Origin of the sequence: Bacteroides sp. DH3716P, assembly GCF_025914115.1 — a bacterium.
Taxonomy (GTDB): domain Bacteria; phylum Bacteroidota; class Bacteroidia; order Bacteroidales; family Bacteroidaceae; genus Bacteroides; species Bacteroides ovatus.
In genome coordinates, this window is sequence record NZ_CP083673.1 from 486,682 (window position 1) to 512,361 (window position 25,680).

Genomic DNA, 25,680 nt, shown 5'->3' on the forward strand with positions numbered 1-25,680 from the left:
TGTTTATGGGATATATTCGATTTTAGCAACAATGACCCGTATGTCCTCCGGTTCTTTCCCTGCCTTTACCAATGCCTGATGAAAGTTTTTGGGGAAGAACATGAAGAATGTATCCGGAGTGGAATCTACATATTTTATTTTCTTGGCTTTGTAGAAAGTAACATCCGGTTTGTATTCAGTGATAGGCTCTGCATATTCTGCTGAAGTAATTCCGAAACGTTCGGTGCCTTTCACTACATATTGCAGATCAATACCATGGCGGTGTGCTTCAATTTTACGTTTACTGACATCTTGTGTTGTTGCATCCTGCACATTGATGTAGCAATGTTCACCATCTACTTCGTATCGTCCGGCAGGCATATTTACGAGATCGTGGGTAGCTAGCCATTGGAAAGTCTTGTCCCACACTTTCTTGTTCTTGTGATATTGTGAGGCAAACTCCTGATAATCGGTTGTCTTATGAGGCATTGCCTTCAGCCCGTTCGCCCATTCTTGCTTCTGTGTCCATTGGCGGGCTTGTTTAAGAGTCCAGTTGTCAGCAGATTCTTGTGAACATACATTTTCTGTGAAGAAGAAAAGAAAAAGTCCGATAAACAGGCTTGAACTACTAAATACGAAGTTTGATTTCATGATTGTTCGAAAAAATTAGGTCCGAAAATAAGTATGAATAAAGGTAGATAGTCTTTTAAAGCTACTCGTAATAGCTTTAAAGCTTGTCCAATTCTGTAATTAATCGTTTGTGGAGATACATTCAGTTTCTCGGCAATTTCTTTATGCGTCAGATGTTGATTACGGTTCATCTCGTAGGCTTCGAGATATTCTTTCGGAAGTCTTTTTAATGCTTCTTCATATAGACGGAAAAGCTCATCACTCAAATAGAAGTCCGGGTTATTGAGCTCACTATCATATTTATCTACGATTTCCTGATGTACTTTTCGTTTAATCTCAAAATGGGAAAGACGGTTGAGGGCTTTGTTCTTGACAATCGTAAAAAGAAGAGTTTTGAGTGTCAGATCTTCCATCAGAGTACAACGGTTTTCCCACAGCCACATCATTGTTTCCTGCACAATCTCCTCTATTTCTTCCTGCTCACTTACATACTGGGAACAAAAAGCACATAGCCTACGGAAATAATGTCTGTAGACGACGTCAAAAACTTTTTCTTCTCCTGCTTTTAGGGCAGTGATAACGGACTTATTATTATTAATATCCAAATATATCGGAGATTGTGACATTCTCTTTTAATTTATGTAAGACAAAAATAATGAAAGAAGTAGATAAATGAAATAAAAATGCGAGAAAAAATATTTTTTTCTTTTTCTCTTTAGTATATTTGTGCTCACAACTGTATTACTACAAAGGTATTATAGTTTTTTTGTAAAAAGATAAAAGAGCATGGATGAAACTATCTTGGTGAATTACCTGCAAGGTGAATGTAATGATGAAGAAGCTGCTCGGGTGGAAGCTTGGTGCGAGGAAGGGCCGGAAAACCGGAAAACTTTGGAGCAACTTTATTACACTCTCTTTGTAGGTGAGCGTATAGCGGTGATGAATACTGTAGATACAGAGGCGTCATTGGATCAATTTAAATCAGCTATCAGAGAAAAGGAGAAAAAGGCTAAGCGGAAAAGTATTTCAATCCGTTGGGGACGTTATGCTACTGTGGCGGCTGCTTTTCTTACCGGACTCGTTTTTGCCGGTGGAATTGCCTGGGGATTACTTTCTAATAAGCTTTCGGATTATGAGGTGATAACTGCTGCCGGACAGAGAGCGCAGACTGTGTTGCCGGATGGTAGTAAGGTATGGCTGAATGCATCTTCAAAAATAGTTTATCATAATTCTTTATGGAGTTCGGATCGTCAAATCGATTTGTCGGGTGAAGCCTATTTTGAAGTGTCTCATGATAAACATGCTCCATTTATAGTAAATAGTAAGCAAATCAAGACTTGTGTGCTTGGTACGAAATTTAATGTGCGTGCACGCCAAGATGAGAATAGGGTAGTGACTACCTTGCTTCAAGGACTGGTACGGGTAGATTCTCCGCGAACGGAAGAGAATGGTTATTTGTTGAAACCGGGACAGACATTGAATGTAAATACGGATACTTATCAAGCAGAGTTAATTGAATATAACCAACCTACAGATGTGCTTCTCTGGATTAATGGCAAGTTGGAATTTAAGCAACAGTCTTTATTGGAAATAACCAATATTATGGAGAAGTTGTACGACATCAAATTTATCTATAAGGATGAAGCATTGAAATCAGAACGGTTTACCGGTGAATTCTCTACTGATAGCACTGCTGATGAGATACTGAATGTATTAATGCATACCAATCATTTCTCTTATAAGAAAGACGGACGGATTGTCCGAGTGATGAAGAAATAAGAGATAGGTTAGTGTTTCTAAAAGGCTGTCTAATTAGATCTTGACAGATTAAGGTTTGTTCGTTATATAAAGATGTGAAGTGCTCCCAAAAGTTAGATACATAACTTTCTGGGGGCATTTCACATATATGTAGTGGCAAACTGATTGGAATGGGATTTGATTAGATAGTCTTTAACACGAGAAATCACCCTCACTACATGACTGAACTGCACTCCTTAAGTTTTGTGTTCAACTTTTGGGGTGCAGTTCATTGTAATGAGGGTGATTTTATGAACTTAAGGCCTGTTTGATAGCCTCTATTCTATATTTTTATAGTTATCTATTCATAAATACTTACTCACTTTTGGGTTCGTAAACATTAAATTCTGTAACATCCGTACGACCGTTTGTAGAGATAGTAATAATCTGATATTTTAGATATCGCGTAGTAATAGGAGAGATGAACGTGATGTTTTGTACTACTCTACCGGGTATTGCTAATGAACTTAATGATTTCCATGTCATACCATTTTCAGACTGTAATATTTCCACTTCTCTAGGAGCATATGCATTTCCCCAGTGATTCGTTTTGATGCCTGTTAAAACCTAAGTTTCTCCTAAATCAACGGTGAACCAGAAGCCTTTATTATTTAGAGCAACGTCAGTTCCAGTCTTGCCATCAATTAAATTATTAGGTGCGCCGTCTACTCCTTCTTTCACATTAACAATCCAACCTGCACGATTACTGATAAGTTGGCTATTGCTAGGAGTACCACTTTTTAGATTACAGTAGGCAGCTTTATTAATGATGACAGGTAAGATACTTAAATTACTGCTAATGACAGTGTTCTTATCATTGGTAGTTACATTACTGATTGATACACTGAAAGAGAAACTTGTTTTTTCCATGATACTGGCGAATATCGTTGGATCGACCGTTGCAGTGATTTCTTCAGAAGTCATCTGTCCTTCTTTGAGAGTAACCTGTGAGGAACTTAAAACGATCTGGCTTGCATCAAGCCCTTCTGTTTCACTTTTTGCACTTAATACGATAACCATATCTGTAGAGACTGCTTTCTGTGTTTTTACAGTAAAAGCCATCTTAATTTCATCTCCTCCGATTCCATTCGCATCATGAGTCAGATTGAACTTTTTTACATTCCCCGATAAATAGTCATTTCTCTGTAGAGACACATACGTAGCATTCCACTCGTTAAAAACTTCTTCATCATCGCTACAGGAGGAAATGAACGGGACAAACAAGCCGAGTAGAGTTGCTATTGATAGTGATTGAAATATATTTTTCATATGTACATACGATTAAATTATTACTATTTCCATTCGGTAGATTTATCTGTAGATAAAATACCGTCAATCCAGGTAGGAGTAGCAGAAGTAGTCAAAGTATGACCTTTGCCGGTTGCATCTTCGAATACATTGCCTTGTCCTTCATTGAATCGCCAATAGGCTTCCAAACCCACAGATTTTGGGCTAACTTGAGTCATGTTATTTTGAATTTGAGAAGCGGAACGAACTACAGACCAAATACGTGCTTCGCTCATCAAAATCTTACAACCACTCCACCATGTATCGGCAGAAAACCAACTTATACTGGAAAAAATAGTGGGTCCCGATGGAATACTCAAGACACCTGAATCTATTCCGTTAATATAAAGACGGTAAGATGAACCGTCGCATACTAGAGCTAGATGTTGCCATTCATTAGGCTTAAAAGAATTGCTTGGATTCAAATAAAGACTATTACGGCCCACAACTTGTACTAATGAATGAGCCTTGAAATTTTCATTATCAGACTGCGGGTCTTCAAAACGCAACAAGATATTATTCAGGGCATCACCGTTACCATTACTAAAAATAGCACGATTTCGATTATTCATATTACTTACTTGAAAACGAACCTCTATCGTATATTGTGCATACGTTTCAGATGATTCTGCATATTTATTAGAAGTTAAATTAGCAGAACCGGTAAACATCGGGGCTGAAAACTCAATAATACTTTCAGCTAAAATAACAAAAGTTCCGGTATTTGCCATTGGTGAAATGCTTCCATCCTGCAATACAAGTTTTACAGGCAGCGCATATGATTCTCCTGACTTCATCATTTCCTGACTAAAAGCTTTCAAGGCAATAGAGAGGGCATCAGTGGCATACTGTCCGGCTTTCACTGTAATAGTTTCCGGTAGTGTATAATATCCTTCGGGCAACATTATATATCCGGTTCCATTAATGTGGTTATAGGCATCCAATACAGATTGGTCCGTGACCAACTTATAATGGTTGTCTGTAGAAGAAAGATTGCTAAGATGCACATTTAGAGTAGTAAAACTTTCGCCAGAGGCTTGTACAGTTACTTTTTGGCTTGTACTTGAAAGTGCTTCTTCAATATAAGCATGTGTGTCTAAAGCATCATATTTCGCATCTCCGCAACTTACCATACTTCCTAAGCCTGCTATAATTGCAGAGAAGTATAAAGTTCTTATATAATTCATACGTTTCATAGTTTACATTAATTTTTAAGTAATGAATGTGATGATGGATTCATAATCTGGATGGCACGACGTATATTCTTATATTCCGGTGAAGTACCAAATTCTGCTTCCATGTGATAAGTTCCTACCCCACCTTTACGGAAACCATTTCTAGGCTGCCAACGTGCCATGCCTTCCAAAGATTTCATACTATTCCCATAACGGTCGGTATAGGGATAACCGCCATCCATCGCAGCATCGGTCGCTTCGAAGTTTTCAGTCATTATAGTTCTTCTCGTAATTACCTCTTCGGTCATTACTCCGCCAAAAGTTTCTACCAACCCTGGTCCCCAAACCTTACCATCAATAAGTCGTTTGTCTAAATTTGAATCACTTCCCGGTTTGTAGGCTTGGATAATGAAATAATCAAAGTAAGTTCCAATTTCAGGCTTGGTAGTAATTCTTTGAGGTTCACCATCAATGACCAATAGTCTTCCTGTTCCGGATTTCGGTCCCAGATACTTGCCTAATTCGTCAATAAAGAAAAACAAATGTTCATCTGAATTGACTATATTTCCGGTGTAGGGTCCGGCCACAGGTTCGTAATCTATATCAAATCCATCATAACCATATAGATTTAAAGTATCTACAATCGCTTTTGCATATTTGCGGATTGAAGTTTCTACTGCTTCTATATTACTTTCGTCTGACGGGTATCCCCAAAAATCATTAATAGCTTCCTGTTTACTATTGTATCCCATTTCTTCCCAATTATCCAGTATATTCTGTGGAGTCAGTTTGTCTCCTACACCACCGATAATTGAACAGTATATAATTTTTGTACCTTTCATGTTCTGGCAAAAAGCCATATCCTTACGTTGAGCTTCAGAAAGATTCGTTCCATTATCCCAAATAGAAACAATATCTACGCTATCCGGAATACCAGCTAGAGAGCTTTTCATAAAAGCACCTTCACCACTCCAGCCACCAAACCAGCCAAAGGCAACTTGGTGATCTGTCTGCTTATAGGCACGCAAGGCCGCATAATATTCATCCGATACGATCGATTCGGGAAAAGTTTTTGCTTCCGACTCCGTCCAGTCACTGCAACCGATCAATGAGGTCGTTGCCAGTGATATGAGTACAATGTATAATAAATAAATTTTCTTCATAAAAGTCCTTTTTATGCATTATATAAATTAGTTCTTTTTAGCCCACTTTAAGTCAGTAGCTTCATTATCAGCACCACCGAGTTCTGCTACTCCCAGATCATAATTGGCTTTATTGTTTTGTGCCTCTGTATAAGGGAAGCTTAAACGACGCATACCGCGTTGGCTGCTCACACCACAATCTGATAGATTGTCGATACAAGGATAAAGTTCCGGATAACCTGTACGGCGATATTCAGCCCATGCTTCCAATCCTAATGGATAATTGGCGATCCATTTTTGAGTAATGACACGTTGGAAATTCTTTCCATTTACGTTGTCAGACTCGCTGTCATCCCACATTACACTCACAGTATTGGTAATTGTAGCAGTAGCATTTTGCACAACATCACTTTCATGTGATACGACAGGAGCCTCGTCAATCTTCATGTATTCAGTGGCTGAAACCTGATATTGTTCCATTGATAAATTAATACCATCTTCGTAATAGGCTTTTGCTGTTTTAGAACCGACATTCCAACCACGCAATTTTCCTTCTGCACGTAAAAACGCTGTCTCTGCAGCACAGAAAACCATTAATTTAGAAGTTGCCGTATATGCAGGAATAGAGAATCCTGCTGCATCTGCCTTTTTAAAATCAGCATCTCCAGTACGCATACCTACATATTTATCTGTTTTCCCGGCAAGGGTAGACTTATTAAAGAACTTCGGCATACGTGGATCGCCATATGCATTCATATAATCTACAATATTTGCATTCACACGCAGATCACCCCAACTTACAGCTGCCAGTTGATAGGGATTACTCTGCGTGCCACAAGAAAGCATAGCATTATCCGAATTACTTTCAATCAATCCTGCTTTATGTGTTACTGCTGCTTCAGCTGCCTCTTGAGCAATGCCAGGCCATGTTCCGCTGATTCGCATTGCAACACGTAAACGCATTGAATTGGCTAGCTTAGCCCAACCTGAATAATTTCCATCGAAAACCGGGTCATTGGCACCTAATGGTGCGTTACCATTAGTCTCTACATAATAATTATAAAGAACGTCAGCAGCATTAGCTAAATCACTTAATATATTTGCATAAACTTGTTCCTGAGTATCATAAGAAACATAAAAATTACCTTTCTTTACTTGACTATAAGGCATCGGTCCATAACAGTCTGCTACACGAAGCATCGTTATTGCACGTATCATACACGCAAAAGCATAATAATGTCCCGTAGAATTAGTTGCTTCCTGTATTTGGAAAAAGTTTCCATATATTTTTTCAAACGGAGTGTTCCAGGGGGTAGCATTCCAGGCATCACTCTGATTGAATGTGCTGAAGTTTGTACCACTCCATGTGTTAGAACAGCATAGATAGCCGCCCAGCTGTCCCACCATCTGATCTTGCATTTGAGAGTCATTCTGTTGAATATTCACAATTGTTTCAATCATAGACTTCATCAAAGTCGCAGGGTCTGCATCATGAATTTGATATTGATTCGTATTATACTCCTCAAATTTATCGGTACAACTTCCTGCCAGTAACAACAGAGCGGCACCGACTGTGATATTTCTTAAATATTTTCTCATAACATTAGCTTTTCTTTTAGAATTGAACTTTCACATTAAAACCGAAGTTACGCAAGCTGGGTTGCATAAAGTAGTCTACATTCATATAATAGTTACTGGAGGTAGAGGCAGACAATTCCGGGTCAAATGGGGCTTTACAATAAATCATCCATAAATTACGTCCTACAATACCCAAAGTAACATTCGCCACATTTTTAAACCATCTTTTAGGAAGTGTATAGTTTAGACTCAATTCCTGCAAACGTACATTGGTTGCACTATATAGATAATAACGACCATAGCCACCTTCACCCGTACCAATAGTCTGGTAATACTTTTGGGCGTTAACTTTGCCGTTATTAATAGGTATACCACCATTATCACGAGCTGTTGCAGATGTTTCGGATACTCCATAATAATCTAAAATACCTTGAGTAGCCGAATAAGCTAATCCGCCTACACGGGCTGATAATACAATTCCTAAATCAATTCCTTTATAAGTGAAATGATTGGTCCATCCGAGGTTGAAATCAGCATCCAGATTACCTACTTTTACCGGAGTGTTTGATGAAGTGATACCCAGATTACCATTCTGATCGACTTTTATATTACCGTTATTGTCTTTTGTCAGCTGGTTGTATACATAGATATCAGTCATGGAGCCTCCTTCTGTCAGGATGACGCGAGGAGCTACATTCTCTTTACCTAACCAACCCACATTCATTTCATCCATTTGGATAGCTTCTCCTGTCACAGGATTCACGCTACCGCTTGCCAGTCGTTTCACCTTGTTACGGTTTAGAGTGAAGGTTGCATTAGAAGACCATCCGAATCCTGCCCATTTATCACTGAATCCTAAAGCTAATTCAATACCCTGATTTTGCACGTTACCAGCTTGTACAATCGCTTGTTTATATCCGGAAGAAGAGGGGATATCTACCTTAAATGTTTGGTTCAGTGTATTAGAACGATAGTAAGTAGCGTCTAAATTAAAACGATTTCCCCAGAATTTCAAGTTCAAACCGATTTCCCAGGATTTAGTCTTTTCAGGTTTCATATTGTCCATCGGATATACGGTCGGATTTGCCCAGTTATGTGTCTGGCTGTTGTATTCGTACCCCGGATTAGTAAGGAAACGATCGAAAGAAGAGGCTACCACTGTATACGAACCGCGTATTTTAGCATAAGAAATCACCTCTGGTAGTTTAACCATTTCTGATAATAAAGCCGATAAACCGACTGACGGATAAAAGAACGATTTTTGTTTGGAGAATGCGAGTTTTGAATCCCAGTCATTACGTCCGGTTACGGTTAGATACAGTTGATTTTTCCAACTTAATTCAGCACTGGCAAAAATACTTTGAATTTCATCTTCATATCCGGTAGGGTCCGGTTTATAGTTGGCGGAGAAATTAATATTGTTGATCTGGAAGAAGTTGGGAATAACCAGGTCACCTGCAATATATAACTGATCCATTGAAGTATGATATATGGAAGCACCAACATTGGCTGTTAAATGAAAATCACCAAATGTTTTATCTATATTAGCCAGGAAATCGGCATATAAAGAACGTTCCTGACGCATGGCATCTTCAAAACCACCGCTTACACCACAGAATGTTGTTAATGTAGAAGCAGATTTTTCGTTTTTATTCCGGTAGTCGGAGTTGTCCAGATTGACACGACCGACAACATTGAGCCAATCTGTAGCCTGCCATTTCAAAGAAGCGTTCATCATATAACGTTTCTTGTTGGAGGTACGGTTGATGCGATTTTGTATCCAATATGGATTTTGTAATGACAAACTTGCATCACCATAAGGCCAATATTGTTCCATATAGCCGTAGTTAGTATTATAACGTTCATACAAACGAATTTCGTCAAAGTTGTCTCCACGAGGGAATAGATACAGTGATGGGAGAGGGTTATAATACTGTCCTTGAGAAACCATGTTTTTGTTGTTCTGAACGATATATTGTGCACCGATATCCAGAGTAAGTTTATCATTCAGGAAATGGGTGGTATTACGTGCCGTAAAATTATAACGGTTATAGGAGTTATTCGGAAGAATTCCACCGGAGTTAGTTGTAGAAGCAGAAAGATAGGTCTGGTTTTTGGTATTTCCTGTAGATAATGCTACCGAATTGATAACATTGGATCCTGTTTCAAAGAAGTCAGATGGGTTATATCGACGGTTTGCCAATTCTCCCCAGCTGAATAATCCGGAACTTGTACCATAACGGTTCTGCATATCCGGCATAATATATGCTTTAGAGAAAGTAGTACTGTTGGATACTGTTATGGTCGTTTTCTCTGTTTGGCCTTTTTTAGTAGTAATTAAAACAACACCGTTTGCCGCAGCAGAACCATATAATGCTGCCGCAGAAGGACCGGTCATCATACTAATACTAGCAATATCATCAGGATTTAAGTCAGCAACAGCATCTGATCCTCCCATTTCTCCAAATAATCCTTCGCCACCGCTTTTTCCTGTATTAAAAATAGGTACACCATCAATTACATACAATGCATTGTTATCTTTAGTCAGAGATTTCATACCACGCATAACAACACGTGTGGCACCACCAGCACCGGTTGCACCACTATTAATTTGAACACCGGCAACCTTTCCTGATAATGAATTCATAAAATTGGCGTCCTTAACAGCTGTCAATTCATCACCTTTTACCTCTTGTACATTATAACTTAACGCCTTGGTTGCACGCTTGATACCTAATGCAGTAACAACAACTTCATCCAATACTTGTGTATCTTCTCCTAAGGTTATTTTAAGAGGTTGGGCATTGGCAAGCGTGATTGTTTGGGAGAAAATCAGTTTCATATACTTTCTCTAGATCCAATGCTTGTTAGATAAATAGATTAAATGTTCTATTTTTAAGATATCAGGCTAAATACAATTGAGCAAAATCAATGAATGAAAGAAAAAGTTAGTATGATTGCACATGAATATGCAGTAATTAAATTGTTTTTATTCATATATGCGGTATGAATATTCGATAAAAGACGTTTTTTCAGGAATGTTCCACACCGAGAATCACTTCGTTTCTCGGTGTGGAACATTTTGATTCTTTAAATGGAACCTAACAAATCATTTAAAGAATAATAATAACTTGCTTTATAGTAGTTGTTTTCTTCTAGTTAGTGCAGATAATACAAAGAACGGAATCTTTTCATTTGATTAATATTATCAATATTAGATATTATTCTATCACTACGCGGGCGATAAAAAGAATAAATTGCAATAATATCATCCTTTTTTTATTTGAATTACGTTTGGCTAAAGTGGAAATCCCTGCGGTTTTCGAAACACTCCTGATAACAAGATGCATATTCTAAATTATAGGTAATCTGAATATGCGTTTTTTAATATTATACTCACTTTTATCCTATATCAATTATTGGTCCATTTTTCATTGTACATACAATTTGCATGCAAATGTATTAATCTAGAGATTAAAGTTAGTCAATAATTGAGCATTCCTTATTCTTTCCTCTTTTTCAAAGTATGCTAAATAGTGCTCGGTTACAGATAAGTTAGAGTGTCCCAAGCTTTCAGAAATATATGAGGTTTTCGCACCTCCACGTTTTAATACTGTAGCAAAAGAATGCCTTGCCGTGTAAGTCGTCAACTGAAAAATTCCAATGTCTTGGGCTATTTTTTTAAGTCTTCTGTTACATTTGGTTATAATACGCCGTACCAATCTAATCTTTTCAAAGGCATCTTCAGTTCCTCTAGCATATTTAAAAATATACGTTTGCGGGCTTAATCTTGGATTACCCCATTTTTGAATAATATTCCACATTTCAGGAGTAATGATTGCATGTATCTCTTTGTTATGTTTGGTAGTTCGAGATGTCTTAGAGCGTACAAAGCATATTTCTCCATCCATAATATTTGAATACTGAAGAAATAATAAATCCATAAAATTAATGCCATTACATAAATAAGAAAACACCCAGAGATCCCTAAATTCTTCTATATCTTTTGTTTCACATTGATAGGACATTACTTTTTTTATTTCAGAAAGAGTAAGTGCTAATTTACGTCCACACCCTTCAGGAATTTCATATTTATTCTTTCCAAAAGGAAAAGATGATTCTTTTATAATACCATCATGTACAGCACGATTTAAGACACACTTTAAAGCTCGGAAATAAATACTTATGCTTGAATAGCTTTTACCTTCTGATATCCAAAATTTTTCACAACGTTTAAGCCAATCAATTGTAATGTTTTCCAAAGGTATAGTGGAACCTCCGAAATCTTCTAAACTTTTTAAAGCACTTTGATAATTTAGGTAAGTGTTTGCTTGTTCATAGGCTTCCAGTTCTTTCATTTTTAAGCGAAAAGCACTGCGTAAAGTCATATCATTCATCTGCCTTCCTAACCTGACGCTTAATGTTTCAATACTAAATTCCCCTTTTGTTATCAGTTCATTAACTTGTTGCTTAATAGTTGAAAAACTACTCTCTATATCTGATCGAATTTCTGCCAATAACCGGCTTTTTACTTTTAATAACCTTGCCCAATCTTCTTTTGACACTTCCTTCCCAGTTGAGTAATATTTTTGCTTTCTTCTATATACCACTTGAACTTTAACAGGAAACTGTCCACTCTTTTTTGCTCTTCTGGTATCTAATATGGTTAAAACCGAAATTCCATCTTTTGAATATTTGAACATAAAATGAATATTTATATCTATACAATAGGTAAAGCATACATATATTGTATGCAAAATGTATGCAAATGTAATAAATCAGCCTGATTTTAATAAGTACATAAGATTCTATTTATCAAATATTTGAGTATTTATTTTTCAATTAGGAATCTTTCTATTCTATTTTTTTCGAAAAAAATCTTATCTTCGTTTAGTAAGGTTACAACATAAAATGTATTACTATTGAATAAGCGCTTATGGAATTTATTTTAAGTATAACCTTTAAATTTATTAATTATGAGAAACAGAGATACATGAAACCTTTGTGTGAAAACGGTAATCTCATTTACCGCCTCTAATTACAAATTCTCTAAAAACTATTTCTAATTAAAAAGAATAAGATGAAAGAAATTATAAAACACAAGTTTTCATACTTGTTATTCTTCCTTTTGTTGGTTTCGTGTTTTGCTTCAGCTTATGGGCAAGAACGAACGATCACTCTTAATCTATCGAAAGTACCCTTGAACACTGCTTTGAAAGAAATTGAGAAACAAACTTCAATGTCAGTAGTCTATAACACAAATGATGTCGATATAAATCGTGTCATATCTATCAAGGTAACAAAAGAATCTTTGAATAATGTAATGAATCAGTTATTCAGAGGAGTAAATGTCAGTTTTTCAATAGTAGATAATCATATTGTACTTTCTGCGAAGAGTAATAAAGAAGAGCAGCAGAAAAAAACACCAATTACTGCAAGTGGTACTGTTACTGATTCAAAAGGAGAACCATTGATTGGAGTTAGTATTTTGGTAAAAGGAACTTCAAATGGTACTATCACTGATATGGATGGAAATTTCAAAATACAAGCAGCTAAAGGTGATGTACTTGAAGTATCCTATATCGGTTATGCCTCCCAAGCAATCACGCTTACTAGTGCACAACCCTTGAAGGTTACTTTAGGAGAAGATACGCAGGTGTTGGACGAAGTAGTCGTTACTGCATTAGGTATTAAGCGCGCAACTAAAGCATTAAGCTATAATGTGCAAGAAGTAAAAGGTGATGAATTGACAACTGTAAAAAGTGCCAATTTTATGAACTCACTGGCTGGAAAGGTGGCTGGTGTTAATATCAATGCATCTTCATCCGGTGTTGGAGGGGCTACACGTGTAGTTATGCGTGGTACCAAATCTATATCTTCAGACAATAATGCTTTATATGTAATTGATGGTGTTCCTATTTTTAATACAAATAAAGGTGACACTAACGGACAATATTCAGCCCAACCGAGAGGAGAGGGCATATCTGATATCAATCCGGAAGATATTGAAAGCATGTCTGTATTAAGTGGACCTGCTGCTGCGGCCTTGTATGGCTCTAATGCAGCGTCTGGTGTAATTTTAATTACTACAAAGAAGGGAAAAGAAGGTAAGGCACGAATTATTATTTCTAATAATTCTACTTTTTCCAATCCTTTTATAATGCCTGAATTCCAAAATTCTTATATAAACCGCGCAGGTTCCTTTGCTTCATGGGGAGATAAAGCGTCTTCTCTTTTCGGAACTTATGAGCCAAAAGATTTTTTCAATACTGGTACTAATATCCAGAATAACGTTTCTTTATCTGTTGGTAATGAAAAGAATCAAACTTATCTGTCTGTAGGTACTACTAATGCAACTGGTATCATTCAAAATAGCAAATATGACCGTTACAATTTTACCTTCAGAAATACAACAAAATTCCTGAAGGATAAAATGACATTAGATGTGGGTTTTAGCTATATTATTCAAGAAGATCTTAATCTAATGGCACAAGGTGAATATTTCAATCCACTACCAGCCGTATATCTGTTCCCGCGTGGCGAAAACTTTGAAGCTGTGAGGATGTATAAAACGTATGACACAACTCGTAAGATAGATGTACAGAACTGGGGATGGGGTGATCCTGGATACAGTATGAAAAATAATCCATATTGGGTGGCTAATGAGATGAACCATGGCATGAAAAAACAACGTTACATGGCTAATGCTTGTTTAAAATATGAAATTTTGGATTGGCTTGATGTGACAGGGCGCGTTCGCATTGATAATGCAACCAATGATTATTCAGATAAAAGAAATGCTTCTACTGATCTTTACTTTACTAATAGTTCTATTTATGGATTCTATAAGTACTATAAAGCTGACGATAGACAGGCTTATGCAGACGTGATGGCTAATATTAATAAACGCTTTGGTGACTTAAGTTTAAGTGCTAATATTGGCGGTAGTTTTACTCAAACTTATTATGACGAAAGAGGATTCCAAGGTGGTTTGAAAGATATGTCTAATGTTTTTAGTCTATATAATATGACTACTACCTTGGATAAAGATACTTATCCTATAGAAAGTGGATATAAACAACGTACCAACTCTATTTTTGCTAGTGTGGAAATTGGCTGGAAGAGTATGTTATATATGACTTTAACCGGGCGTAATGATTGGGATTCAGCATTGATTAATACAGAACAATCATCTTTCTTTTATCCATCAATAGGACTTTCAGGAGTTATTTCCGAAATGGTGAAATTACCCAAAGCTATTACTTATTTGAAAGTACGCGGTTCATTTGCTTCAGTAGGTGCTCCTATTCCTAAGAATCTTTCTTCTAACAAAACGTATGAGTGGGACCCTGCGACTAGTCAATGGAAATTACAAACTTACCGTCCTTTGCCTAAACTTTATCCTGAACGTACAAATTCTTGGGAGGCTGGTTTGAATGCCAAATTCTTTAATAATAGTTTAAGTTTGGAAGTTACCTGGTATAAGGCTAATACTCGCAAACAAACATTCCAGGTTCCTTTGTCAGGAACCGCTGTATATGCGACTATGTATGCACAGTCTGGTAATATTGAGAATAAAGGTATGGAATTTTCTTTAGGGTATAATAAATCATGGGGAGATTTCTCATGGAATTCCAATTTGACTTTTAGTTTTAATAAAAATAAGATTGTAGAACTCTTGGATGATGCAGTGGATGATGAAGGTAATCACTATAGTTTGAATGAGATAGATAAAGGTGGTATTGGATCGGCTAAAGTTATTCTTCGTAAAGGAGGAAGCATGGGAGACATGTATGTCACTAATCGTTTGAAACGTGATAACGAAGGAAATGTATATATTGATAAAGCGAGCCAGAATGTAAAGAAAGAAGATATAAAGAATTCGGATGAGTTTATTCATATTGGCTCTGTATTGCCTAAAAGCAATTTAGGCTTTAGAAATGACTTCTCTTATAAAGGTATTAGCCTGGGATTTATGCTTGCTGCCCGCTTTGGAGGTATTGTTATTTCACCGACACAAGCTGTGATGGATCAGTTCGGAGTATCTAAGGTCACAGCTTTAGCACGTGATAATGAAGGTGTTCCTGTAAATAATGGAAAAGTGGATCCCCAGACTTATTATACAGAAGTGGGTGGAATAAGTGGATTGATGTCTAACTATGTATATAGTGCTACTAATGTTCGTTTACAAGAGTTATCGGTGGGCTATTCACTTCCAGCCAAATGGTTTAATAACAAATGTAATCTTAGTTTGTCAATAACAGGTCACAACTTGTGGATGATTTATAATAAAGCACCATTTGATCCGGAAGCTACCGCTTCTACTGGTACTTATTATCAAGGTGTTGATTACTTTATGCAACCAAGTTTGAGAAGTTGGGGATTTAATGTAAAAATACAGTTTTAACGATAAAAGAATAACCAAATGAAAATATATAAATTCATAACGCAGATTTCTATTGCAGGTTGTATGCTTGTTGGAACTCCAATGTTACAAGGATGCATGGATAATAGCTTGAATGATCCGTTGGGAAAAGTTTCGGAAGAAGAACTTGGACGAGATGGATTTGCTGCCAATGCTTTCTTCTTGACTTTATGTGATTATGCATATCCCATAGCTACTGAAAACATTTATAATACCAATGAATCCTTGATTGGTGACTGCTATGGACGTTATCAGGTAATGGCAACAGATAAGTTTAAAGGGGCAAATTTTGCTACATATAATGCACCCGAGAACTGGTTAAACTGGCAGTTTGCAGATGATAATGTAATGGTATTGACGTATGGTGCATGGAATAAAATAAAGAATGTAACCCAAGGGACAGGGGTTAACTTTGCATGGGCACAGATCCTAAGAATTGCGACAATGCATCGTATGCTTGATATGTATGGGGCACTTCCTTATTCCCAAATTTCAAGTGATAAACTTTCGACTCCTTACGATACAATGGAGGAAGCATATCATGCAATGTTTACTGATCTGACTGATGCAATTAATGTAATGACTGTTTATGTGACCGAAAATCCAAACAACAGAACGATGGCTAAGTATGATAAAGTTTATGACGGTGATTTTGAGAAATGGGTGAAATTTGCAAATTCACTGAAACTACGTATGGCCATTCGTATTCGTTTTGCAGATCGTGAATATGCCAGACAGATGGCGGAGGAAGCTATTAACCATTCTATAGGGGTAATTACTTCCAATGAAGATAACGCAACTTCTTTAGGCACTAAAAATCAATTGTATACGGTATTAGTGCAATGGCCTGACCAATGTGTCTCTGCCGATATTACATCTTATATGAAAGGATACAACGATCCACGTATGTCGAAATATTTTAAAAAGAAAACGAGCGATAAAGGAGATGATGATTATGTGGGTATGCGCGCAGGTTTGTCTTATGGTAATGATATTACCGGACCGACTTTCTCTAGAATAAATGTTGGAGAGATGGATCGTACTTTATGGATGAGTGCAGCTGAAACAGCTTTTAATAAAGCTGAAGCGGCAATGTTAGGATGGGATGTAAAAGGAGAAACGGTGAAAGATTTGTATGAATCAGCTATCAGACTTTCCTTTGCACAATGGGGAGTATCGGATGGTATTGACCAATACCTGAATGATGAATCAAGTACTCAGGCTGATTATGTAGATCCTAATGAGAATAAGGGGAATGAAAGTGCTATTAGTTCTATAACTATCAAATGGAAAGATGATGCTGGTGAGGAAGAAAAACTGGAAAGATTAATAACCCAAAAATGGATTGCAATGTGGCCTTTGGGACAAGAAGCATGGAGCGAGTATCGTCGTACTGGGTATCCGCGTTTTTTCCCGTTATTGAATGGAAATGTAACCAATCTTCCTTCCGCTAATCGTATTCCGTTCCCACCATCGGAATATATTCGTAATGCTGCTAATGTAAATGCTGCTGTAAGTAAATTGGGTGGCGCTGATAATTATCAGACTAAGGTTTGGTGGCAGCGTAGGGATAAGTGAATAATAGTATAATCTATATTAATATAAATAGTATGAGAAAGATATTCTATTTTATAATGTTGTTATTTGGCATAACGGTTGCGAATACAGCGTGTGATGATTGGACAGACATGGAACCAAAATTCCAGGAAGATATGACTCAGTCGTCACTTCCGGAAGAATACTATGCCCAGCTTCGCGCTTATAAGAAAACAGATCATCCGGTTGCTTTCGGATGGTTTGGTAATTGGACCGGAAATGGAGCTACTTTAGAAAAATGTTTAGCCGGACTTCCTGATAGTGTGGATTTTGTTTCTATTTGGGGTAACTGGAGAAATTTGACAGAAGCGCAAACAAAAGATTTGCGTTATGTACAAAATGTAAAAGGGACTAAAGCTTTGATGTGTTTTATTGTTCAAAATATCGGTGACCAATTGACTCCCGAGGAATATAAAGATAATTATCTGGAATTCTGGGGATGGAATGAGAATAAGGAAGAAGCTATAAAGAAATATGCCCATGCAATATGTGATAGTATTGATAAATATGGATATGATGGCTTTGATATTGACTATGAGCCTAATTTTGGTCATCGAGGTAACATGAGTGGAAGTGATGAGAATATGTTGTTGTTCATTCAGACCTTGGGAGAAAGAATCGGACCAAAATCGGGTACAGACAGGCTATTAGTAATTGACGGTGAGCCACAAAGTATTGTATCGGAGTCAGGTCCTTATTTTAATTATTTTATAGTGCAGGCTTATGATTCTCCAGGAGATAATACTGGACGTGACAATTTGGATAGCCGTTTAAACTCTACAATAAGAAACTTCGATGGGCATTTGACTGCAGAAGAAGTTGCTAAGAAATATATTGTAACTGAAAACTTTGAAAAATGGGCTTTGTCTGGTGGGGCTGATTTCACTGATCGATATGGAAATAAAATGAAGTCATTGGAAGGTATGGCACGTTGGACACCTATTATTAACGGGAAAAAATGTGTAAAAGGAGGGGTTGGAACTTATCATATGGAGTATGAATATACAATTGATGGTACAGAAGAATCTTATCCTTATTTGCGTAATGCTATCCGCATTATGAATCCACCGGTAAAATAATAAATTTAAAGATATAATAATTATGAGATATCTGGTAAAAAATAAAAATACAATAATGTTCGCCTTTGCCATATTGCTTTGTGCAATTATAGCAAGTTGTGAAGATGCAAAGTATGATACTATCGGCAGTAGAATTTATTTAGCTGAATCCAGTAGTTTGTCTTATGAGTCCAAAAAGGTAACAGTAGCCGAAGAGGGTAGTGTTGTCACTGTGACTCCGCGGTCGGGACAAATTGCAACAGAAGATATAGAAGTTACTTTGGGACTAAGTCCGAAATCGTTGGAAGTATATAATACAAAAAGTGGTACGAACTATAAATCTATGCCGGAAGGTTCATATTCTTTTGATCAAAAGACAGTGGTTATAAAAAAAGGAGAATTAGTGGCTCCTACTGTTAAAGTAACAATTGATCCGTTGACAAAGGAAATGCTTGATTCTGGTGATAAATTTGCACTACCGGTTGCTATTACTGCTGTATCAGGTGGGCAACAAACTTTGGAAGGTGCAGATGTGATGATTTATATCATGGATCAGGTTATTATAACCTCTGCACCAGTGTTGACGGGTACAAAACCAATTACTATGGAAATGCGTCAGGATTATACAGTAACTCAATGGTCACTTGAAATGCGTATTAATATGAGCGAACTTGGGGATGGGGTGACTCCTGGAGTTGGTTATCCTGGTCCTCCTAGCTATCAGAATCAAGCAATATTTTCTGCAGGTCCAGGTAATGGTATCGCAGAAGATGGTGAAATTTATATCCGTTTTGGTGATGGCCCGATTCCTGGTAATATTTTGCAGATAAAAACACAAGGTACTCAAGTAAATGCTGCTACTAAGTTTAAAAATAATCAATGGTATCATTTAGCATTTGTTTGTGATGGAGTGAAATTGACTATTTATGTAAATGGAAATATTGATGCAACATTAGATCTTCCAAGAAAACCTTTGCGTCTTGTTAAGAATAGTTTTGGTATATGCAATGGTGATTGGATGGTTACAGATGCTATAGTTAGCGAAGTACGTTTTTGGACTACTGCTATTTCACAGTCGCAGATTCAGAATAATATGTTTGCGATAAATCCGGGTACGGATGGCTTGGAGGCTTATTGGAAATTGAATGAAGGGGCAGGAACCGAGTTTAAAGACGCAACTGGTCATGGAAATAAAGCCACGGCGCCTAATGGAGTTGTCAGATGGGTAGATGGCATTAGATCAGATGGTAAATAATATAATATTCAAATGATGTAATTATGAGATTGAAAAATATAATATGGAAAACAGTAGTGATGTCATTAATGGCATCACCACTGTGCATCTCTTGTGACGATGATGACGAAGTTACTGTAAATTCTAAGTTTTATCTTTCTACGAAAGTTTTTCCGGTAGATTCTTATGAAGCATCGTTGTCAGTGATTTTGAAAGATAATTCAGTGGTCGTAAATGAGTTACAACCTAATTATCGGTTTGTTGCATGTGCCACGGAGAGATTATCGAAAGATGTGAAAATAACAGCCGATAGTGATGATAATCTAGTAAGTGCTTACAATAAAGCTAATGATACGGAATATAACATATTACCTGCTGAAAATTATTCTTTCACCAATAAAACTGTTACTATTGAAAATGGAGAAAGTGTATCTGGAGATTCTATAAAAATAGAGCTATTAAATGTAGGATCGTTGACTACAGAAGGGGGATATTTGTTGCCAGTTACCATATCTTCTATAGAAGGTAATAACTTAGATGCACTTAGCTCTAACAGAGGAGTAGTTTATGTGAAAATTCAAAATATTCATGTCAATGTAGAGTCCGGGCAACCGGCTGAAGGTACTTTGATTGCCGATCGTTCTGGCTGGACTGTAAAAGTTGCCCCGACGACTCGTGGAGATGCTAAAAATCTAATTGATGGAACAAATTCTGATGTAGCTCGTGATGGAGGAGCAGAATATTGGCTAACTGTGGATATAGGTAAGGTGCAGACATTAACAGGAATAAGAAATAAGTGTTATGCTAGTAGTTATTCACCGACTGCAGTAGAAGTATTTAGGAATAAAATGGAAATCTATCGGAACTGTAACTATTTCAAGAAGTGGCACACAATATATTAAGTTTTCGAAAGCTATTGAAACGCGTTATTTAAAGTATTATGTGAAACAAGGTCCCAATACGGTCAGCCTTACGGAATTTGACCTATATGCGAAATAATTAATAGGTTATTGAAAATTTTTAAGTCCCACTTTTTCGTATTTTCGGATAAAGTGGGACTTATTATATAAGTTAATAAATAAAAAAAGAAAAAGATTGATTGTTTAATAGTATCATATTGATTGTATTACTATTATATAATAACTTTTAATAGCAAGAAAAACATGAAATTATCTATTATTCTACGGTTCTGTTTATGGTTTATGGGAATTAGTATGGCGTTTCCGTCTCTCTCTCAAACTATGTTAGTAACTAATGGGAATACAAGTTCTAGGATCATTTTGAAAGAGAATAATCAAATATCGTGGACAGCTGCAAATTTGTTACAAACATTTATTCAAAAAGTAACCAGTTGTAAGCTGCCTGTTGTTGTAAGTCAAACTCCTCGAAAAGGAGATATTCTCATTGGTGGTCAATCTTCGGCGGAAGTAACAGAGGACGGATTCTCTATTTCTACTCAAGATGGTATTCTAAAAATATCTGGTAAAGAAAACGGTGTTGTATATGGGGTTGTTACTTTATTGGAGCAATATTGGGGTATCGATTATTGGGGAGAGAATGAATATTCTCTTACCCCTTCAAAAACGGTGAACTTACCCTTCATTAATAAAGTCGAGAATCCGGGCTTTCGTTACCGTCAGACACAATGTTATGCTATCCATACAGACTCTATTTATAAGTGGTGGAATCGTTTAGAGGAACCGAATGAAGTGTTTGCTGCCGGTTATTGGGTGCATACTTTTGATAAGCTTCTGCCTTCATCCATTTATGGGAAAGAACATCCGGAATATTATTCTTACTTCAAAGGAAAACGCCACCCGGGAAAGGCCAGTCAGTGGTGTTTGAGTAATCCGGAGGTTTTTGAGATTGTAGCTCAACGTGTTGATTCTATTTTCAAAGCAAATCCAGATAAGCATATCATGTCTGTAAGTCAGAATGATGGTAATTATACAAATTGTACGTGTGATGCTTGTAAGGCAATTGATGATTATGAAGGAGCATTATCAGGAAGCATAATCACTTTTCTGAATAAGTTGGCTGCCCGTTTCCCGGATAAAGAATTTTCCACATTGGCTTATCTATATACTATGAATCCTCCGAAACATGTGAAACCTTTGCCGAATGTGAATATTATGCTATGTGATATTGACTGTGACCGTGAAGTAACTTTGACGGAGAATGCTTCGGGAAAAGAGTTTGTGAAAGCCATGGAAGGATGGTCTAAGATTACCAATAATATTTTCGTGTGGGATTACGGTATTAACTTTGATAATTATCTGGCTCCATTTCCTAATTTCCATATTTTACAGGACAATATCCGTCTTTTCAAAAAGAATCATGCCACCATGCATTTCTCTCAAATAGCAGGGAGCAGGGGAGGAGATTTTGCAGAACTTCGCGCTTATTTAGTGTCAAAGTTAATGTGGAATCCAGAAGTTAATGTAGACTCATTGATGCAACATTTTCTGCATGGATATTATGGGGAAGCAGCGCCATATCTTTATCAGTACATAAAGATAATGGAAGGAGCATTAATTGGTAGTGGACAGAGGTTGTGGATATATGATTCACCTGTATCACATAAATATGGCATGCTAAAGCCTGCTTTGATGCGTCGTTATAATCATTTGTTTGATTTGGCTGAAAAAGCTGTTGAAGCAGAACCTGGTTTCTTGAAACGAGTTCAACGGGCACGTCTGCCAATTCAGTATTCAGAACTGGAAATAGCACGAATGGAGACAGAAAAAGACTTAGTAGATATCAATAAAAAGTTAGACCTTTTTGAGGAACGCGTGAAAGAGTTTCAAGTTCCGACATTGAATGAGCGTTCCAATTCATCGGTAGACTATTGTAAATTGTACAGGGAACGTTACATGCCACAAAAAGAGAAAAGTTTGGCATTGGGTGCAAAGGTTACTTATCTAATTCCTCCTACCGGAAAATATGCGGCATTAGGAAAGAACGCACTGATTGACGGTTTGTTTGGTGGAGCAACCTTTGTTGATAGCTGGATTGGTTGGGAAGGAACCGATGGTGCATTCGTTATAGATTTGGGCGAAGCGAAAGAGATACATAGTGTGGAAACAGATTTTCTTCATCAAATAGGGGCCTGGATTCTTTTTCCTCTAAAGGTGGTTTATTCATACGCTGAAGACGGTGAGCATTATACACATTGGAAAACGATTGATTTACTGGAAGAACGTACCGGTGAGGTAAAATTCCGTGGAGTCAAGGCTGAATCAGCCGAACCGATAAAAACTCGTTATGTGAAAGTAGAAGTCACCGGAACAAAAGAATGTCCGACTTGGCATTATGGTGTAGGCCATCCTTCGTGGTTTTTTATAGACGAAGTGATAATAAAATAAAAAAAGTAGGGGGGAGACGTTAGTAGTTTCCCCCTTTTAGTTGTATTATATATAGATGGGTCAGAAAAATGAATTTTTTCATCTATATACTATGATTTATGCAACAGAATAAAACTGCTTCTCAACGAAAAACTATTAACCCGGCTTGCTGGGTACCTACTGCTTATTTTGCAATGGGACTTCCCTTTATTGCTATTAATCTGGTTTCTGTTTTCATGTTTAAGGATCTTGGAATTTCGGATACGCAAATTGCATTCTGGACTTCTCTGATTATGATGCCTTGGACACTGAAATTTTTGTGGAGTCCTTTTCTTGAAATGTATCGGACGAAAAAATTCTTCGTATTGATTACAGAATTATTGAGTGGTGTATTGTTTGGAGTAGTAGCCTTTTCTTTGTTTTTCGATTACTTTTTCGCCATAAGTATCTCTACGATGGCAGTGATTGCTTTTAGTGGAGCAACGCACGATATTGCTTGTGATGGTGTATATATGGCTGAATTGAACAAAGAAGATCAGGCAAAATATATCGGAGTTCAAGGTGCTTTCTATAATGTAGCCAAATTGGTTGCTAATGGAGGATTAGTTGCTATGGCAGGAGCATTGGCAGAGCACTTCGGAGCAATAGAAGGTGCTTCGATAGATGCTAACAAAGGAGCGTATTCATCTGCATGGATGATTATTTTCGGCGTAATTGCGGCAATAATGGTACTGATCGGTATTTATCATATAAAAATGTTGCCTTCTACACAGGTTCCGTCAACAACAAAGAAAACTGCATCGGAGGTTGGACACGAATTGGTAGCAGTCATTGCTAACTTCTTTACTAAAAAGCATATTCTTTATTACATCTGTTTTATTATTTTATATCGTTTGGCAGAAGGCTTTATCATGAAAATAGCTCCGCTGTTTTTACGTGCTTCAAGGGATGTAGGCGGCTTAGGACTGTCGTTAACAGAGATCGGCACGCTAAATGGTATCTTTGGTTCCGCTGCTTTCGTTTTAGGCTCATTGTTAGCAGGTATTTATGTCTCTAAGTTCGGATTGAAAAAGACATTATTTACTCTCTGCTGTATTTTTAATCTTCCGTTTGTAGCTTATACTTTTTTGGCAGTTGCACAGCCTACTAATGTATATCTGATCGGAACTTGTATAACAATGGAATATTTTGGTTATGGCTTTGGTTTTGTCGGATTGACGTTGTTTATGATGCAACAGATTGCTCCAGGTAAACATCAAATGTCACATTACGCATTTGCTTCAGGAATCATGAATCTGGGAGTGATGCTTCCGGGAATGGTTAGTGGTTATCTTAGTGACTTATTAGGATATCGTAATTTCTTTATCTATGTGTTAATTGCAACTATTCCAGCTTTTCTGATTACTTATTTCATACCTTTCACGTATGATGACTCAAAAAATAAATAATATAAAATCAACGATTATGAATAAAATTCAAATTCCTTGGGAAGATCGTCCTGTCGGATGTACGGACGTTATGTGGCGTTACTCACAAAATCCAGTTATCGGACGTTATCATATTCCTTCATCTAATAGTATTTTCAATAGTGCTGTTGTTCCTTTTGAGGATGGTTTTGCAGGCGTATTCCGTTGTGATAACAAAGCTGTACAGATGAATATCTTTGCAGGTTTTAGTAAGGACGGAATTCATTGGGATATCAATCATGAACCTATTCAGTTTAAAGCAGGTAACACGGAAATGATTGAGTCGGAATATAAATACGACCCTCGTGTTACATGGATTGAAGACCGTTATTGGGTGACTTGGTGTAATGGCTATCATGGCCCTACGATTGGTATTGCCTATACTTTTGACTTTAAGGAGTTTTTCCAGTGCGAAAATGCTTTCTTGCCTTTCAATCGTAATGGTGTACTTTTCCCGCAGAAGATCGATGGCAAGTATGCGATGTTGAGTCGTCCCAGTGATAATGGACATACTCCGTTTGGCGATATATACATCAGCTATAGTCCGGATATGAAATATTGGGGTGAACACCGTTGTGTAATGAAAGTGACTCCTTTCCCGGAAAGCGCTTGGCAGTGTACGAAGATTGGTGCAGGTTCAGTTCCTTTCCTTACAGATGAAGGCTGGTTGCTGTTCTATCATGGTGTAATCACTACTTGTAATGGTTTCCGTTACGCTATGGGAGCTGCCATATTGGATAAAGATCATCCGGAAAAAGTTCTTTACCGTACACGTGAATATCTGCTTGGTCCGGCTGCTCCTTACGAACTTCAAGGTGACGTTCCTAATGTCGTATTCCCCTGTGCTGCTTTGCAAGATGGTGAACGTGTTGCTGTTTATTATGGTGCGGCAGATACTGTGGTAGGTATGGCCTTCGGATATATAAAAGAGATTATCGATTTTACGAAACGAACGAGTATCATTTAATA

At 37.1% G+C, this 25,680-nt stretch carries 16 protein-coding genes and 1 pseudogene; 9 read left to right on the forward strand and 8 right to left on the reverse strand.

Annotated elements, in window-relative coordinates; genetic code table 11:
- Positions 1–3: 3 nt before the first annotated feature.
- The gene (locus tag KQP79_RS01700) at positions 4–630 is read right to left on the reverse strand and encodes a YhcH/YjgK/YiaL family protein (RefSeq protein ID WP_061448303.1); all 627 of its coding nucleotides are present in this window, start codon (positions 628–630) and stop codon (positions 4–6) included.
- The gene (locus tag KQP79_RS01705; RefSeq protein WP_004313621.1) at positions 627–1,235 is read right to left on the reverse strand and encodes an RNA polymerase sigma-70 factor; all 609 of its coding nucleotides are present in this window, start codon (positions 1,233–1,235) and stop codon (positions 627–629) included. Before KQP79_RS01705 ends, KQP79_RS01700 begins: the two co-directional genes overlap by 4 nt.
- A gap of 160 nt (positions 1,236–1,395) precedes the next feature.
- Here KQP79_RS01705 and KQP79_RS01710 point away from each other — a divergent pair, with 160 nt between their 5' ends.
- Positions 1,396–2,388, forward strand: coding sequence for a FecR family protein (locus KQP79_RS01710; RefSeq protein WP_004306246.1), 993 nt, complete (start codon positions 1,396–1,398; stop codon positions 2,386–2,388).
- A gap of 333 nt (positions 2,389–2,721) precedes the next feature.
- On the opposite strand, the pseudogene KQP79_RS01715 reads toward KQP79_RS01710, so the two are convergent.
- From KQP79_RS01715 to KQP79_RS01740, 6 genes and pseudogenes are all read right to left on the reverse strand, one after another.
- Positions 2,722–3,675 (reverse strand): annotated as a pseudogene (locus KQP79_RS01715) (DUF4999 domain-containing protein).
- Between the two features lie 23 nt (positions 3,676–3,698).
- Entirely contained in the window at positions 3,699–4,889 is a 1,191-nt protein-coding gene (locus KQP79_RS01720) for a DUF1735 and LamG domain-containing protein (RefSeq protein WP_004308164.1), read from the reverse strand.
- Positions 4,890–4,897: 8 nt separating this feature from the next.
- A complete protein-coding gene (locus KQP79_RS01725; RefSeq protein ID WP_004308163.1) occupies positions 4,898–6,031 on the reverse strand; it encodes a glycoside hydrolase family 18 in 1,134 nt (377 codons plus the stop codon).
- 27 nt (positions 6,032–6,058) lie between these two features.
- Positions 6,059–7,609 carry a SusD/RagB family nutrient-binding outer membrane lipoprotein gene (locus KQP79_RS01730; RefSeq protein ID WP_022199376.1) on the reverse strand — a complete coding sequence of 517 codons (1,551 nt, stop codon included), beginning with the start codon at positions 7,607–7,609 and terminating at the stop codon, positions 6,059–6,061.
- A 16-nt stretch (positions 7,610–7,625) separates the two neighbouring features.
- On the reverse strand, positions 7,626–10,430 hold the full coding sequence (locus KQP79_RS01735; protein ID WP_061448304.1) for a SusC/RagA family TonB-linked outer membrane protein: 2,805 nt from the start codon (positions 10,428–10,430) through the stop codon (positions 7,626–7,628).
- Positions 10,431–11,055: 625 nt separating this feature from the next.
- The gene (locus tag KQP79_RS01740) at positions 11,056–12,291 is read right to left on the reverse strand and encodes a site-specific integrase (protein WP_004310779.1); all 1,236 of its coding nucleotides are present in this window, start codon (positions 12,289–12,291) and stop codon (positions 11,056–11,058) included.
- A gap of 377 nt (positions 12,292–12,668) precedes the next feature.
- On the opposite strand from KQP79_RS01740, the gene KQP79_RS01745 reads away from it, so the two are divergent.
- The 8 genes from KQP79_RS01745 (at position 12,669) to KQP79_RS01780 (ending at position 25,678) form a co-directional block, all read left to right on the forward strand.
- The gene (locus KQP79_RS01745) at positions 12,669–15,995 is read left to right on the forward strand and encodes a TonB-dependent receptor (protein ID WP_061448305.1); all 3,327 of its coding nucleotides are present in this window, start codon (positions 12,669–12,671) and stop codon (positions 15,993–15,995) included.
- Between the two features lie 18 nt (positions 15,996–16,013).
- Positions 16,014–17,591 (forward strand): SusD/RagB family nutrient-binding outer membrane lipoprotein, encoded by a 1,578-nt coding sequence (locus tag KQP79_RS01750; protein WP_004310777.1) that lies wholly within the window; start codon positions 16,014–16,016, stop codon positions 17,589–17,591.
- A 32-nt stretch (positions 17,592–17,623) separates the two neighbouring features.
- Positions 17,624–18,688 (forward strand): glycoside hydrolase family 18, encoded by a 1,065-nt coding sequence (locus KQP79_RS01755; RefSeq protein ID WP_022199820.1) that lies wholly within the window; start codon positions 17,624–17,626, stop codon positions 18,686–18,688.
- A 22-nt stretch (positions 18,689–18,710) separates the two neighbouring features.
- The gene (locus KQP79_RS01760) at positions 18,711–19,922 is read left to right on the forward strand and encodes a DUF1735 and LamG domain-containing protein (protein ID WP_008640544.1); all 1,212 of its coding nucleotides are present in this window, start codon (positions 18,711–18,713) and stop codon (positions 19,920–19,922) included.
- A 23-nt stretch (positions 19,923–19,945) separates the two neighbouring features.
- Positions 19,946–20,803, forward strand: coding sequence for a DUF1735 domain-containing protein (locus tag KQP79_RS01765; RefSeq protein WP_229093029.1), 858 nt, complete (start codon positions 19,946–19,948; stop codon positions 20,801–20,803).
- A gap of 261 nt (positions 20,804–21,064) precedes the next feature.
- Entirely contained in the window at positions 21,065–23,266 is a 2,202-nt protein-coding gene (locus tag KQP79_RS01770) for a DUF4838 domain-containing protein (RefSeq protein WP_264386613.1), read from the forward strand.
- 98 nt (positions 23,267–23,364) lie between these two features.
- A complete protein-coding gene (locus KQP79_RS01775) occupies positions 23,365–24,693 on the forward strand; it encodes an MFS transporter (RefSeq protein WP_004306233.1) in 1,329 nt (442 codons plus the stop codon).
- Positions 24,694–24,709: 16 nt separating this feature from the next.
- On the forward strand, positions 24,710–25,678 hold the full coding sequence (locus KQP79_RS01780) for a 1,4-beta-mannosyl-N-acetylglucosamine phosphorylase (protein WP_004306232.1): 969 nt from the start codon (positions 24,710–24,712) through the stop codon (positions 25,676–25,678).
- Positions 25,679–25,680: the final 2 nt, after the last annotated feature.